The organism is Sphingomonas sp. (assembly GCF_965227385.1).
Classification (GTDB): domain Bacteria; phylum Pseudomonadota; class Alphaproteobacteria; order Sphingomonadales; family Sphingomonadaceae; genus Sphingomonas.
The window spans coordinates 1,213,270-1,227,355 of the sequence record NZ_OZ245750.1 but is presented as its reverse complement, the minus strand read 5'-3'; the positions used below and the strand labels follow the sequence as shown (position 1 = coordinate 1,227,355).

9 protein-coding genes and 1 riboswitch are annotated in these 14,086 nt (G+C 63.8%); of the genes, 6 read left to right on the top strand and 3 right to left on the bottom strand.

The window, feature by feature from the left end; all coding sequences use genetic code 11:
- Nucleotides 1-108: 108 nt before the first annotated feature.
- The 4 genes from ACO05N_RS05985 to ACO05N_RS05970 all read left to right on the top strand — a co-directional run bounded on the left by ACO05N_RS05985 (nucleotide 109) and on the right by ACO05N_RS05970 (nucleotide 4,548).
- Entirely contained in the window at nucleotides 109-1,473 is a 1,365-nt protein-coding gene (locus ACO05N_RS05985; RefSeq protein ID WP_422056253.1) for a hypothetical protein, read from the top strand.
- A 153-nt stretch (nucleotides 1,474-1,626) separates the two neighbouring features.
- Nucleotides 1,627-2,349, top strand: coding sequence for an IclR family transcriptional regulator (locus ACO05N_RS05980; RefSeq protein ID WP_422056252.1), 723 nt, complete (start codon nucleotides 1,627-1,629; stop codon nucleotides 2,347-2,349).
- Between the two features lie 84 nt (nucleotides 2,350-2,433).
- Nucleotides 2,434-3,363 (top strand): dihydrodipicolinate synthase family protein, encoded by a 930-nt coding sequence (locus ACO05N_RS05975; protein WP_422056251.1) that lies wholly within the window; start codon nucleotides 2,434-2,436, stop codon nucleotides 3,361-3,363.
- A 9-nt stretch (nucleotides 3,364-3,372) separates the two neighbouring features.
- Nucleotides 3,373-4,548 carry a mandelate racemase/muconate lactonizing enzyme family protein gene (locus ACO05N_RS05970; protein ID WP_422056250.1) on the top strand — a complete coding sequence of 392 codons (1,176 nt, stop codon included), beginning with the start codon at nucleotides 3,373-3,375 and terminating at the stop codon, nucleotides 4,546-4,548.
- A 52-nt stretch (nucleotides 4,549-4,600) separates the two neighbouring features.
- On the opposite strand, the gene ACO05N_RS05965 is transcribed toward ACO05N_RS05970, so the two are convergent.
- Complete coding sequence (locus tag ACO05N_RS05965; RefSeq protein ID WP_422056249.1) at nucleotides 4,601-7,450, bottom strand: hypothetical protein; 2,850 nt, start codon at nucleotides 7,448-7,450, stop codon at nucleotides 4,601-4,603.
- 20 nt (nucleotides 7,451-7,470) lie between these two features.
- The gene (locus tag ACO05N_RS05960; protein WP_422056248.1) at nucleotides 7,471-10,176 is read right to left on the bottom strand and encodes a TonB-dependent receptor; all 2,706 of its coding nucleotides are present in this window, start codon (nucleotides 10,174-10,176) and stop codon (nucleotides 7,471-7,473) included.
- A 163-nt stretch (nucleotides 10,177-10,339) separates the two neighbouring features.
- Here ACO05N_RS05960 and ACO05N_RS05955 point away from each other — a divergent pair, with 163 nt between their 5' ends.
- Nucleotides 10,340-11,752, top strand: coding sequence for a sialate O-acetylesterase (locus ACO05N_RS05955; RefSeq protein ID WP_422056247.1), 1,413 nt, complete (start codon nucleotides 10,340-10,342; stop codon nucleotides 11,750-11,752).
- Between the two features lie 414 nt (nucleotides 11,753-12,166).
- On the opposite strand, the gene ACO05N_RS05950 is transcribed toward ACO05N_RS05955, so the two are convergent.
- Nucleotides 12,167-12,304: a hypothetical protein gene (locus ACO05N_RS05950; protein ID WP_422056246.1), complete on the bottom strand. Its 138-nt coding sequence runs from the start codon at nucleotides 12,302-12,304 to the stop codon at nucleotides 12,167-12,169.
- A 270-nt stretch (nucleotides 12,305-12,574) separates the two neighbouring features.
- Nucleotides 12,575-12,686, top strand: a riboswitch (SAM-I-IV-variant riboswitch).
- 43 nt (nucleotides 12,687-12,729) lie between these two features.
- Here ACO05N_RS05950 and ACO05N_RS05945 point away from each other — a divergent pair.
- The gene (locus ACO05N_RS05945) at nucleotides 12,730-13,953 is read left to right on the top strand and encodes a threonine ammonia-lyase (protein ID WP_422056245.1); all 1,224 of its coding nucleotides are present in this window, start codon (nucleotides 12,730-12,732) and stop codon (nucleotides 13,951-13,953) included.
- Nucleotides 13,954-14,086 lie beyond the last annotated feature (133 nt).

Sequence of the window (14,086 nt, the reverse complement as noted above, 5' to 3'; positions counted from 1 at the left end):
TTTCCGCGTAGGCGCTATTAATAGTGCTATATAAGCAATTACAGTATATGCATGACGCGTCGTCGGCTCTCCGCGCCGGTGACGGACAACCATATCGAGGAGAGAGTCATGCCGAAGATCCTTGCCGGAGCCGCGCTGGCCACCGGATTGCTCGCCGCGGGCAGCGGCGCCGTCCTGACGTCGAAAGAGGCTACACCTGGAACAGTGCTGGTGCAGGGCAGCGACAACGCGCCCGCTGCCAGGAAGCAGGCACGCACAAAGACGACGGTCGCGGCCGCGACGCTCTCGACGACACTTGCCGCGCCGACACTGGTCCTCGCCGATTCGGCGATCGAGACGTTTCACGACAGCAACACCAATCTGTGCGGGACGCAGAAGGTCCATATCGACGGCCCGGTCCGCGCGTTCGAGGACCAGAACAACGTCATCCATCTGACCGTATCCGATCCCAATGCCACCGGCTGGCAATGGACCGGGTCGGTCACCGGATTCACCAACAATCCCAAGACCGCCGCGCTCGATTGCACCCCGGTGATGACCGGCAACAGCGGCAACACCGATCCCTCGCAGTTCGACCAGAAGACGTGGATCCAGGCGGTGCATTTCGAAGGGTCGACGGTCTATGCCTATGGCCATCAGGACTATTTCGGCACGCGCACCAACGATCCCGACTGCCACGACGCAGGGACGAGCGATGGCCTGCCCTATTGCTGGTATTCGTCGATTCCACTGTGGACCGCGACGGTTTCGTCGCCCGACCGGCATGTGAGCTTCGCGCGATCGTCCGCCACGCCCGGCCATGTCGCCATCTATCCCCATGTCGCCTATCCGGGCGATGCGAACACGACGTCGGCCGGCTGGATCGGATACGGCACGCCGTCGAACATCGTGCGTGGCCGCAATCAGGACGGCACGCTCGACGGCTATTATTATATGTTCGCGTACAGCAGTTCGAACTTCGGGGGGCAGGGTAAGGGAGTGTGCCTGTTCCGCAGCGCGGATCCAAAGGACCGGACGAGCTGGCGGGCGTGGGACGGCAACACGACGTCGCCGCAATTCACCCAGCAGATGAAGAACCCCTACAGCAACACCAATTCCGCTTGCGCCACAGTGCAGCCGTCGCTGTTCAACAGCTATGTCCGCTCGGTCGTGTGGCATAAGCCGTCGCGCCACTATATCGCGATCATTCGCAGCAGCAGTGCGGTACAATATACGACTTCGACCGACCTGCTGACCTGGAGCGCCCCGCAGACTCTGCTGACATCCACCTCCTCGGAGGCGGTGTATCCGGTCGTGATCGATTTCGACGGCGGTGATTATGGCGATTCCAACTTCGACCGCATTTATTCGAACGGGAAAAGCTATCTGTTCTACCGCAAGTCGATCGTCAGCGGGCATACGCAGATCACGCGCCGCAAGATCGCGGTGACCAACTATCCCGCCGATCCGCCGGGCTCGTCCAATCCCTATTGAGGGCGACCGGCATGAAAATGTAACGCCAGGCGAAACAAAGGAGTTGCGCTCTTAGCGACATCCTTCACAAGAGATGCGGGCGATGGTGCATGGCGCCGCCGCCCGCATTACCCTGTGGCGCCACTCCGGCGCATCTGATGGAACGCCTTGCTCATGCTGTCCAAGCCCAATGCCCAGCCTAACCAGAGCCTGATCGACGGAATCGCGACGCTCCAGGCACTCGCCGTTTCACCCGAACCCGTTGGAAATCGCGAGCTGGCACGGCAACTTGGCTTCAACCCGACGCGGGTCAACCGGCTGCTCAAAACGCTCTCCTATCTCGGCATCGCGCGGCAGACGGCGAACCGCAAATATACCGCCGGGCCGGGGATGCATGTGCTGGCGGCGCAGAGCCTGCACGCCTCGCGCATCATGCAGGATGCGCTTCCGGTGCTTGAGGAGCTGCGGCGCTTCGGCCTCACCATCGCGCTGGGCGTGCTGTGGCGCGACAGCGTCAGCTACCTGTTCCACGCCCCGCCGGGAATGAGCACGACGCAGGGCATCGGTCGCATCGGCCTGCTCCCCGCGACGTCGAGCGGCATCGGGATGGCGCTGCTTGCCCAGCACGAGGATGCGGTGATCCATGACCTGTTTGTGGATCGCGAAATTCCCGGATTTCCAGGCGGTCTGGACGACCTGTTTGCCGCGATCGCCGTGGTGCGCATGCAAGGGTTTGCGCGCGTGCTCGTCAATGCCGAAGAGGACCGGCACACCATCGCGGTGCCGGTGTCCCACCCGTCTTTCGCGGCAGTCGGGATGTCCGGGTGGATTCCGGAACAGAATACAGGTCCGATCGTCGAGGCGCTGCAAAATGCAGCGGCCCGGATCGGCGACTGACCGAAAACTATTGCTACTTTAGCAATGATTGCCTAATTGAACCCTTGGCGGCTGCGTGATGGGCCGCGAAGGGGAGTGATGCGCATGACCGACATTGCCGGTGCCTTTCCGGTGCTGCCGACCATCTTCGACGACGCGGGACGGATCGACATTCGCGGTATGGCCAATGTTGTCGAATGGGTGATCGGTTGCGGCAGCGATGGCGTGGTCTTCCCGGGCCTTGCGAGCGAGTACGACCTGCTCGATCTCGATGAGCGTCTCGCCATGATCGCCCTGATCGGCGAGCGTGCTGCCGGACGCGTCGCCTTCGTCGCCGGATGCAGCGGCGCGAGCGACCAGGAAAGCGCGGCACTCATCGCGGCGGCGGAGCGCGCCGGCGCGGCGGCGGCGATGATCGTGACACCGGCGCGGAAGGGCGACGATCTGGACGCGATCGGCGATTTCTATGCCGGGCTCGCCGACGCCGCGTCGGTGCCCGTCATGTTGCAGAATGCCCCCCGCCCGATGGGACTGGGGCTCAGCACCCGACAGCTTGTGCAGGTGATCGAACGTGCGCCCAACATCGCCTATGTGAAGGAGGAGAATGCCCCTTGCGGCCAGCGTATCACGCTGCTGCGCGAGGCGGGCGTGCCGCAGCTGCGCGCGATCTTTGGCGGCGCGGGCGGGCGTTACATCACGGACGAACTGGCGCGTGGCGCGGAGGGCACGATGCCCGCGTCGGAAATCGCGGACCTGCACGTCCGGCTCATCGCGGCGCATCGCGCGGGCGATCTCGCGACGGTGCGGATGCTGTTCGAGCGCACGCTGCCGCTGCTGAATATGCAGGCGGTGTTCCGCTGGCGGCTGACCAAGGAGGTGTTGCGGCGGCGTGGGCTGATCGAAAGCGCCTACGTCCGCGCACCCGGCCCGCAGCTCGATCGGTACGACCTCGCCGAACTCGACCAGCTGCTCGCCGCACTCGAACCGCTGATACGCGAGATGGGCAGTTCGCTCGACCTGCGCCAAACGGTATAGAGGGGCGTCATGCGGGACCAGATCGACCATATCGAGACGTTCATCGTCACCATCCCGCGCGACACGCCCTATCTGGGTCCGTTGCGCCCGGGCGAGCGGGTCAATGAGCGCGGCTATCTAGTTCGCACGTCAAACCGGACGATCTATCCGACGCAGGACCGCTCGGTTCTGGTGAAGGTGACGACCCGCGACGGCGCGGTCGGCTGGGGCGAAACCTATGGCCTGACCGCGCCGCGCGTGATCGGCGAGCTGATCGACGATCTGATCCTGCCGCTGGTACGCGGGCGCGACCCGTTTGATGTATCGGCGATCTGGCACGACCTCTACGACATGCTGCGCGTGCGCGGCTATACCGGTGGCTTCTGGCTCGATGCGCTGGCGGCGGTCGATATCGCGCTGTGGGATATTTGCGGCAAGCTTGCCGGCCAGCCGATCCGCAAGCTGCTGGGCGGCGAGCGCCGCGCGTCGATTCCCGCTTATGTCTCTGGCCTGCCGCGCGCGACGCTGGATGAGCGGGTGGAGCTGGCGGGGGAGTTCGTCGCCAAGGGCTATGACGCGATCAAGTTCGCCGCAGCGGTCGATCCCGAGGGAATCGAGGCTGAACTGGCGGCACTGCGCGATGCGCTGGGGCCAAAGGTCAAGCTGATGATCGACTTCCACTGGATGTTCGGCGCGGCGGAAGCGGCGGCGCTGATCCGGCGGCTCGAGCCCTATGGGCTTTGGTTCGCCGAAGCACCGGTGAAGCCCGAGGATGTCGAAGGGCTGGCGCATGTTGCCCGTTCCGTGGCGACGCCGATCGCGGGTGGCGAGGAATGGCGCAGCGTCCACGATGCCCTGCCCCGCCTACGCGCGGGCGCAGTGGCAATCGTTCAGCCCGAAATGGGACACAAGGGGATCACCCAGTTTATGCGCATCGCACAGGTTGCCGGTGCGCATCATGTGAAGACGATCCCGCACGCGACGATCGGCCTCGGTATCTTCCAGGCGGCGAGCCTGCAGGCCTCAGCGGCGATCGATGACCTGCCGATGCACGAATATCAGCATTCGATCATGGACCGGAACGCGGCGCTGCTCGACGGTGAGCTTATGTGTGAGGCGGGTGCTTATGCGTTGCCCGCGGGCCCGGGGCTGGGTGTCGTGCCGGGCGAAGCGCTATGGGCGCATGCGGAGAAGATCCAGGGCTGACAGATAGCGCGCGGTCGAATGGGGCGGCTGGTCAACCGGCCGCCCCTTCCCGTCATTCCCCCAGCACTGTTTCCGGGCTCGTCACGGTCCCGCCGCCTGCGGCATCGACCGACAGAGTGAAGCGAAGGCTCTGTCCGTGCTGGCGCGGTACGCTGAATTCGAACGGAAAGTTCGCGTCGGTCAGCGATTTCCAGGTCTTCCCATCGCGATAGCGCAGCGTCGCGGACTTAACCTTGCGGTCGTCGTCGCGCAGATAGACATAGCCGCGCCGTCCGAAGCTGCCGAAATCGAGCAGATAGGCGCGCGCGTCGCCCGCCGCCAGTTCGGCGCTGTCGTTGCGCACCGGGGTGCCGGGCTTTTCAAGGCCGGCGCGGTCGATGCTAGTCTTCGCGCGCAGCCCGTCGATGCGCAGCGCTACCTGTCCGCCCGCAGGCACCGTGACTGTCACCTGGCCATTGGCGAGCGCTGCGCTTCCCTCCCTCGAGAGCGCGATTACGCGCAACGGGCCGGCAGCGGTGACGCGCGCCGGATCGACCTCGATCGCGCCAGTGACCGGCTTGTCCGACTGGTTGGCAAGCGCGAGGTAGAGCGCGTCCCCGCGATAGCCCGCGACATAGTTGAGTTCGGGGTGGAAGCGCGTCAGCAACCCCTTGGGCATCCACAGATGCACACCGCTATCGCCATAGAAGCGGCCCGGCGCATAGCCGTAGAAGCCGTTCTGGAGATAGGCATAGGCTTCGATGAACTGGCTGGGAAAGTCGATCTGGCCCTTCGATCGCGCGCTTGCGTCCGCAAGCAGATAGTCGAGCAGCATCGTCGCCATCGGCCAGATATGGTTATAATGGAACGAGTTGACGCTCAGCTTCTCATGCTCGTTGAGCGGATAGTCCGCGCCCTCGTAGATCGTCGTGCGCGCGGTGTTGATGTGATAACCGGGGAAGTTGCGATAGCGGCCGATCACCGCCGATCGCGCCACGTCGTGCAGCAGCTTGTCGCCTGTATCCGCCGCGATCCGCAGCATCCAGGGCGCAAAATTGGCCATGAAGATCGCGCGGTGTCCGGTGCTGGTGCCCGAGCTTTCCGGCGTCAGTCCCCATTCGGACAGGCGCCAGGCGGGCACCTCCTCCTGCGGCGCGGACATCGGCTTGTGGCCCTTTGACTTGAGGTACCAATAGACCGGTGCCTTGCCGCCCGGATTGACCGTGACGTTCCCGTCGGGGATCGCCGGGGCCATCCAGGTGAACATGGTGTAGCGGCGCGCGCCGAGCCGGGCGGCGGCGAGGAAGCGCTTCTCACCGCTTGCTTCGTACAGCCGATAGAGGTCGACGAAATCGGGGACGAAGGCAGGCCAGAAGAAGAAGGATGCATCCTTGAATTCGGTCTGCTGCGTCTCGACCCGCTTCGCCAGATAGCGGTCGGCGCCCGCAACGGCGGTGGCGAGCATCGCGCGATCACCGGTCGCCTCATAGAGCGACAGCGCATTCTCCCACGTTTTGCCCTGCTCGGCGACATCGAGGTTGCGCGTCCGCGATCCTGCATATTCGCGCTTCGCCAGGTCGAGCAGCGCGGGATTGCGGCGGCCGAGCACGGCGTAGAGCGTTGCCAGTTCCGAAATCGGCGCGGTCGGGCCAAGCAGCGCGCGCGACGGGTTCTGGATCTTCTGTTCGGGGTCGAGGCTGAACAGGAACTTCTCCCGCGAGAGCATATATTCGACGTAGGGGATCACCCGATCCTCGAACATGCCGGGCCGGTCGGTCACCAGCGCCAGTTCGAACGGATTGAGGCTGCTGACGTTCTTGACCGCGCCGGGCACGTCGGTGGAGTAGGAAGAGCCTTTCAGCTCCGCGATCCAGCGGGCGTAGGAGGACATCGAGTAATCGACCATGCGATCAAAGGTCGTGTTGAGCGATCCGACCGCGTTGCTGCGGAAATTGCGGAAACCGTACACGTTGCGCGCCAGTTTTTCGTAGAGCTGGGTCAGTTCCTCCGCCTTGTCGCGGACGAGATAGGCGCGGAACTGCGTGCTTGTTCCGCTGGCGAGCTTCGATCCCGCGCCGCCCATCACCGGCGCAAAGATCATCGGGCTCGCGCTGCCGTCGCTGCCGCGCACCGCGACACCGAACCGGCTGTTGTCGGCGAGCGGGAGCGGCTGGAAGGGGAACTCCCCCGGATGCGCGATCGCCGCGAAGCCGGTATCGCCCTGTCGCACCATCGTCGTCGGCAGGGTCGCGCGATAGGCCAGGGTCAGGTACGAACGGTCGGGGATGCGCTTTTCCTGCCAGATCAGCGGCTGCCAGATTTCCGACGCCTGCGCCGCGCCGACATCGGGTGCGCCGGTATAGCCGACCGAGAAATAGCCCGGCGTCTTTGCATCCAGCTTCCAGCTGAGGAGCGGATAGGGCGTTGCCGCCAGGTCCACCTCGGCGGTCAGGGTAAAACGCGGATCGGTGGGGTAGGTGGCGATCAGTCGGTTGCCCTCACGCCGCACGCTGACCGGCTTCATTGCGACCGGTTCGCCGGCGTTGAAATAGTCGGCGCTGCGTGCCTCTGCCTTTGCCGCGAGGATGCGGTCGTCGAACCCGTCGCCATGCGTCGCTTCGTCGCGCTTTTCGGCGACCAGATCGGCGCGCGCCGGATCGAAGGCGCGCCAGGTGGCGACATTGTATGCCACCCCTTTTATCCCCGCCGGCCGTTGCGCCATCTGGGGATCGTCGGGGCGGTAAAGCACCGTGAAGTCGAGGTCGAAGCCGGCGATCCGCTGCGCCAGTGCGTCCGCACTCTCCGATGGGGTGGCGGGAGCGGCCCCGGTCGCAACCGGCTCCCGCACCCCGCATGCCGCCAGCGCCGAACCGGCTGCCAGCAATGCCACCAATGCCGGCATCCGGCTCCTGCGCCCATTCATCATCTTACGCCTCACTCTGTTCAGAACCGGAAGGTCAGCGTTCCGGTGATATTGCGGCCATTCTCCAGATAGCTGGCGATCGCCTCTTCATAGTTCGCGTATTTGCGCGTCGGCGTGTTGGTGAGGTTCGACCCGGAGATGCTGATCTTCACCCCCTTGGCGATGTCGTAATCGATCCCCGCCGACAGATAGCCGGCCGCCTTGTAGTAGATACCGTTGCCTTCAAGACCGATGCGGTTGAGGTAGCCGCTGCGGTAGGAATATCCGACCCGCATGCCGAACGGCCCGTCTTCATAGAACAGCAACGCGGTGCCGCTGTGCTTCGAGAGCGACTGGAGCGGCAGCTCCTCGTCGGTGCGGCCGTCGATGATCCCCGACTTGCTGTCGATATAGGTGTAGGTGCCCTTGACCCCGAGATTTTCGAGCGGCCCTGGCAGGAAGTCGAGCGGCTGGCGGATCTGGACTTCGAGCCCCTTGATCGTCGCACCCTGGCCGTTGAACGTGCGTCCGATGCGATAGGGCGTTTCCGGGTCGCTGTCGCCCGGATCGGCGTCGAGCCCCGGGATGACCTCCTCGACCGTCTGCGAATAGATGAAGCTCGCGACATCCTTGTAGAACAGCGCGAGCGACCACAGCGCGCCGCGACGTGGATACCATTCGATCGATGCGTCGAGCTGATTGACGCGGAAGGGCTGGAGTGCCGGATTGCCGCCCGCGCCGGTACCCGCCGAGGTGATCGAGAAGGACGGCGACAGGTCACGGGTATCCGGTCGCGCGATCACGCGTGCCGCGCCAAGCCGCAGCAGCACGCTGTCCGACAGTTCGAAGCGGGTGGCAATGCTGGGCAGCCAGTCGTCATAGCTGACCACCTGGTGCACCGGAGCAAAGGCGTTCGCTGCGGTGCTGCCACGAATGCCGTAGAAGCCATCGGCGATCAGGCGCGTGCCGACATAGCGGAGCCCGAAATTGCCGCTGACGGGCAGCGCGAACATTTTTGTCTCGAAATTGCCCTGGGCATAGGCGGAATGAACCGGCTCGCTCAGGTTGAAGCTCGAGGTCGGATCGTAGAGGTTGGGCGTACAGGTCGACGAGAAGACCTGACAGATGCCGTCATTCCCCTGTTTGTCGATGATCGGCACAAGATAGGTGGTCGGGAAACCGCCCTGTGCACCGGTCAGAAAGTCATCGAACTCGGCGACGGTATAGTTGGCCGGGATCGAGGTCACTGGGATCCGGGTCGCGGCCGAGGTGGGATAGGTCGTCTGGTTGCGATAGGTTTCGCGGTTGAGATCGATCTGCGCGAAGCGATATCCAGCCTCGAGTGAGGTCAGGAACCCGCCATCCAGGTCCAGCTTCGCATCGAACCGCGCAGTGATTTCCTCCGCTTCATAGAGATAGCGGTTATCGAAGCTGGTGCGGTAAATGTAGAGCGCCGGATCCGCGATATCGACGCCGGCGGGAAGTCCGACGGCCGGCACATCGCGGTCGCGGAAGTCGAACGACACCAGCTGCGACGCGATCGTGTCGGCACGCAGATAGGTCTGGCCATAATCCTGCGTCGCACGGCTGTACGCAATGTCTCCTGACAGTTCCAGCCGATCGCCCACCCGGGTTTTCATCCCGAACTGACCCGAGAAGATGTCGGTTGGCAGGGTCAGCCGTTCGGCATTTCCCTGAATCACCGCGCGCACGGTTCCGGCAACGATATTCTCATTCTCTGACACGACCAGGTCGGTATAGCCCGACGCGGCGCGGCTCAGCGGGATCGAAACCCAGTTGCGGGTGCGGTCGGTCTCGGCATGCGCGTAGAGCAGGTCGAGGCTGAACTCGAGATTGTCGCTGGGGTTGAAGAAGACGTTGGTGGTGACGCCGTATTTGGTCCGCTTTTCCTGCAGGCGCTGATAACGGATGTCGTTGAAATAATAGATGTTGCGGCCGTCGCCATTGGGATCGACCACGCTCGGATCAGCGCTGAAATTGTCGGGCTGTTCGCGCCAGGACGAAAAGCTGTCGAACGAATCCTGCCCGATATTCAGCCGCTGATAATTGGCCCCCACCGCGATGCCGAGCCGCCCATCGAGCAGTGACGCGGCAATCAGCCCGGTGAGACGATAGGACGGGTCGCCCGCCTTGGACTTCTCGACGATCTGGGCCGAGCCGCCGATGAAGAACTTCTTCCGCGGTGATGCGCGGCGCGTGAGGATGTTGACCGTCCCGCCCAGCGACCCTTCGATCATCGACGGGGAGGGAAGCTTGGTGACATCCATCCGCGCGACCAGTTCGGACGGGATGAGGGTCAACACATTATACGCGCCGTCGTCAGGCCCGTCCGCTCCGCGACCATAGGGACTGATCAGCGTATGGCCGTTGAACTCGAGCCGGTTCTGGCTGAGTCCGCGGATCGCGATGTCGGCGGCTTCATCGATCTCGCGCCGAACCTGCACGCCGGACACCCGCTCCAGCGATTCGGCGACATTCTGGTCGGGCAGCTTGCCAATATCTTCGGCGACAATCGAATCGACGATCTGCTTCGACCGACGCTTGATGTCGATCGACTCGGCCTCCGATTCACGAATGCCGGTGACGATGACTTCGGTCGTCGGAGCCTGCGCGGTGCCATCCTGTTCTTTGGGCGGCGTTTCGTTCTCCTGAGCGAAACATTCCGGCGCGGTGCTCAGCATCGCCGCAACCAGCGCAATTTGAGAAATTGTGGCGATTCGCTTCACGGCATCCTCCATCCCAATCGTCATACCGCTTCGAACGAGCGGTTCAATCGGAAGCATTTTGTTGCTATTTTAGCTATAAGTCAACCGTGATCTCGTCTATCGACTGCACGAAGAGCAAAGGGAGAGGACCATGGGGGTGGCGGTTCGCATCGGATTTACGGTCATGCTTTTGACTGCGCTTGCGGTGCCCGCCTCAGCGCAGACCCGCGATGCGGGCCCGCCTCCAGCGCAGGAGCGGCTGGGGCTGGATACGGTCTTCGGCCCGTCTATGGTGCTCCAGCGCGATCGCCCGATCCGGGTCTGGGGACAGGCGCGGCCTGGCGAACGGGTGCACGTAATGTTGGGGACGACCGCGAAAGAGGAACTCGCGGACCATGCGGGTCGCTGGACGGTAACCCTGCCTCAACGCACTGCCGGCGGGCCCTTCACTCTGACGGCCTCCGCGGCTTCGTTCCGCGACAGCTATCGCGACGTGATGATGGGTGACGTGTGGCTGTGCGCCGGCCAGTCGAACATGGAATTCCGGCGCTCAAAGGCGAGCGACCTTCCGGCACGCTTCCCCACGGACGATCACCTCCGCATTTTGGACATCGCGCGGCGGGAGGCCCGTGTACCGTCCCCCCATCTAATGCCGCTGAGCGGCTGGGCCGCGTCCAGTCCGGACAGTGCCGCGCGATTCTCCGCCGTCTGCCACCATTTCGGTGAGCAGTTGCGCGCCCGCCTCAAGGTACCGATCGGCCTGATCGGTGCATCGTGGGGCGGGACGCGGATCTCCGCCTTTGTCGATTCCGCGAGCCTCGCTCGGCATGGCGTGGCCAGCAAAGCGATCGATCGCGTGTCGCGCCAGAATGACGGGCGGGTGTTCAACGCCATGATCGCGCCGCTCGCTCCGTTCGGTCTCAAGGGCGTCCTGTGGTATCAGGGCGAAAGCGACACCCACCGGCCCGACGGTTATGCGCAGCGCCTCACCGCCCTCGCGGCAAGTTGGCGCAAGGCGTTCGATCAGCCGCTCCCGACGATCGTCGTACAGCTTCCGCCATTCGCCCCGACGCCCCGGACGCCGCCCGGCCATTGGGCGCAGATCCGCGAGGCGCAGCGACGCTTTGTCGCCATTGACGCCGCCGCCGGGCTGGTGGTCCAGATCGATCAGGACAGCGCAACCGACCTGCATCCGGCGAAGAAGGCTGTAGTGGCAGAGCGCGCGGCCGAACGCGCGCTGTCGGTGGCTTATGGGCGTGGATATATGCAGTCCGGCGCAGAGGTGCCGCGCATCACCCAGGCCGGACGCAGCGTGATCCTGGACTATGGAATTGGCGACCGGCTGGCCGCGCCGGATGGTCGGGCCGTGCGCGGCTTTGAGCTCTGCACCGACTCATGTGTTGCTGTCCGTGCGCGCCTGATCGGCCCGCGCAGGATTGAACTGACGGTTCCCGGCCCCGGTATAGTGCAATCCGTTCGCTATGCGTGGTCCGACGCCCCGCGCGCAGATCTGCGTACCGAGCGCGGAGGGCCGCCAGGACCGTTCGCGATTTGCCTCAGCGGTCCCACGATGACGGCAGGCTTCAACTGTCGGTGATCGTCGAGCCAAGATCGAAGCGAGAACCGCTGTCAGCGACTGCGCTGCAATTGCTCCCCGCGTTGTCCATTTTCGACGCTACAGACCCTACAAGCGGACTGTCCGATCCCGGCCCAGTTTCTACCATTTCTAATGTGGTCTAGGAGGCGACCGGTTTTGGGCCGGTTGCGGACTGGCGGCTTCTAGCAGGGCCATCCGCCAAAACCGCCGTCAGCGGCTTAACGGCCGAACTTCATTGAGGTCCCTCTACAACGGAGTTTGATGAACCCCCGTTTGCGACACCGCAGCAAGCCTGCTTGGCGAGCGGCGGCGCCCGCTTTATCCATTCCCGGATGGACATTGATGCGATCAGGGAAAAAGCCCGCAAGGCGTCCCGCGCAGGAACTACGGTTCAACCCTCTCAATGCGAATGGATCATCCCGACGCTAAGGCATCACGCTGGCGCTGACGCTTGCCATCGGAATTGGCTTCCTGGTTGGCGATCATGCCGCCTTTGTGGCAGCTACTGTGAAGGTTGTAGCTGAACATCAGGACGTTTTCGGCGCCACTCACCATGAAACTGCCTGCTTCCAGGAGCGTGTAAATCCAAGTCCGCAGGAGGAGCCTTACACAGTCATGGTCCATGCTTGAGCGGGGCGCACGCGTCGGCGTTCGAGCCTGACGCCTACAAGAACCATCGTCCGCCGATATTCATCGCACAACAGCGAAAGGGCCGATCCACGCCAGCCTCTCCTCCAGCCGCCAGCCGCACCAAAATATTTTTCTGGCGAGACTGCGGCTTGATCGCCCTGAGCCGTCTTAAACGGCATGGCACGCCCCACGTGCTTGCATCTGGAGACGGGCCACGGCCCGCGCCAACCTCGCGTTCTCTCGCAAAGGTGGTGGTCCGGCTCTGGCCGGACGATGCGGCCGAACGGCAACCGCTTGGGTTTCCACGACGCCACGGTCCTGATGCTACCCCTGTAACGGACCAGGCCATGAATCAGATCAAGCCCTCTTTCGCGGACATCGAGCAGGCTGAACAGCGACTCGCGGATCACGTCATGAACACACCATGCTTGCCAAGTCGTACGCTGTCGCGCCTCGCTGGGTGCGAACTCTTCCTCAAATTCGAAAACCTTCAATTCACCGCGAGCTTCAAGGAACGCGGTGCGCTTAACAAGCTGCTTGGCCTTGGCCCGAAGCAGCGGGGTTTGGGCGTCGTCGCGATGTCTGCTGGAAACCATGCCCAAGGGGTAGCCTATCATGCTGCCCGGCTGGGGATCGCTGCAACCATCGTCATGCCAGTCGGCACGCCACTCACCAAGATTTCGCGCACGCGCGACCATGGCGCCCGCGTCATCGTCGAGGGCGCAAATCTTGCCGAATCGCACGCACTGGCGGAGCAACTTGTAGAGCAGCGCGGCCTGACCTTGGTTCACCCTTATGACGATGTCGAGGTAATCGCAGGGCAGGGAACGCTCGGACTCGAGATCGTTCGCGCCATCGAGAATCTTGACGTCATCGTGGTCCCAATAGGCGGCGGCGGCTTGATTGCGGGCGTGGCGATCGCCGCGAAGGCGATCAACCCCGACCTCCAGGTGATCGGCGTACAGTCGGTCATCTATCCATCGATGGTCCGAGCAGTCGCCGGCGACGACGCGCCCGTCCCCGACGGTGTAACGATTGCCGAAGGCATCGCGGTCAAGCGCGCAGGGGCGCTTACGCGCCAGTTCGTCTCGGCGTTGGTGGACGATATCCTGCTCGTCGAGGAAGCTTCCATCGAGAGGGCTATCGCGTTGCTACAATCGGTCGAGAAGACGGTGTGCGAAGGCGCCGGGGCGGCCGGCCTTGCCGCGGTGCTGGAACATGGCAGCCGATTCAGGGGGAAGCGCGTCGCAGTTCCGCTGACCGGCGGAAACATCGATAGCAGAATGTTCGCCAACGTGATCCTACGCGATCAGATCCGACAGGGTTCGCTGATGCGGCTCGACGTCACCATCTCCGATCAGCCTGGCATGCTAGCCGATATTGCAACGCTGCTAGGCCGAGAGGGCGCATGCATCGTCGAGGTAGGGCACGACCGGATGGCACTCAGCGTCAATCCCAAACGGGTATCACTCGAGCTATTGGTCGAGATTCAGGATCGTGCGCACGGCGACCGTCTGATGGAGGCGTTGCGTGCGAACCGATATGAAGTGGCGCGCCGGGCGCTGAATTGACTCGCAACGCGCCTGCGCGTCGGCGGCGACCGACGCTCGCCTCATGGGCAGGGCAGACCCAAGCGCGTCTCGCGCCCGAAAGCCCGGCGCTCCAGCATTTTTTCTTGCGGATCGCTCCTGCTCGCGCGTCTTG